Source organism: Xanthocytophaga flava, assembly GCF_030068545.1.
Lineage (GTDB): Bacteria > Bacteroidota > Bacteroidia > Cytophagales > 172606-1 > Xanthocytophaga > Xanthocytophaga flava.
This window is the reverse complement of record NZ_JASJOR010000086.1, coordinates 1-1109: the sequence shown is the minus strand read 5'-3', so window position 1 is coordinate 1109 and position 1109 is coordinate 1. Positions and strand designations below refer to the sequence as shown.

The following is a 1109-nucleotide window of genomic DNA, read 5'->3' as shown; positions in this document are numbered from 1 at the left end:
GTATGCGCCCGACGAACTACATATTGTTAGTGAGGATAATTCGTTTATAGTTTTGTGGAAATAGATCGGTTAGATTTTTATGGTTGGTACAAGAGATATTTTCCAGAGTATACTTCAACCATACAAAAGGATTGACATCCTCTTTCTTACAAATAGCAAAGAAGGAATAAATCATCGCGGCTCGTTGAGCGGCTTGATGACTCCCCGCAAATAAATAGTTCTTTCTTCCCAAGGCAATGGGTCGGATCGCGTTTTCTACCAGATTGTTATCTATCTGTAAAGATCCATCATACAAGTATGCACTCAACGCATCCCAACGAGCATACGCATACGCCATCGCCTTGCCAATCTGACTCTTGGGAAGAGTAGATTGGATTTGCTCGAAGATCCATTGACCTAACTCATTGAGCACAGGTAAGGATTGCTCTAAACGCACTTGTTTAATTTGTTCTGTGCTCAGTTTTTGTTCTCTGCATTTTCTTTCTACCGCATACAATTGCTGTATCAGTAAGAGTGCTTTTTCGGCTCTGGGTCTGTCATTGTCTAATGCTTTTTCAAACTCACGGCGAGCATGCGCCCAACAGGCCAGGTGTGTAATCTGCTTGCTGGCTGCATATTTTTCATAGACGGCATAGCCATCTGTTTGTAAATATCCTTTAAAGTTGCCTAATATGGGCAAGGGAGCACTCGATCCTCGGGTAGGACTGTAGTCAAACAAGACGATCCCATCTAATGGGGCATGGTAAACCCAGTACCAACCTTGATGGCAGGCTCCTTTCTTTTCACTTTCGAGCACTTTTATCGGCGTCTCATCGACCTGAAGATAGCCTTTGGATTTAGTGTGAAAGACCAGTTGTTCGTAAAGTGGTTCCAGTTTTAGAAGGGCTTCTTTGGTCCAGCCTTCAATAGTCGAAGAAGCAATCTGGATGTTTTCCCTGGCAAAGCGTTGCTTCTGCCGATATAAAGGTAAGTGATCCAGATACTTGTCTGTCAAAATGGTAGCTAACAAGCCTGCTCCTGGAATTCCTTTGTCTATCACCCGTTCAGGAAGTGAACCAATCTTTATCTGTTGCTGATTGATCTGTTGCTGATTGATCTGTTGCTGATTG

Annotated in this window: 1 protein-coding gene; it reads right to left on the bottom strand. The window is 43.1% G+C overall.

The genetic code is table 11. The features are described from left to right. Positions 1-16: 16 nt before the first annotated feature. A partial coding sequence (gene tnpC, locus QNI15_RS38850; protein ID WP_314037595.1) for an IS66 family transposase occupies positions 17-1109 on the bottom strand: 1093 nt, incomplete at its 5' end.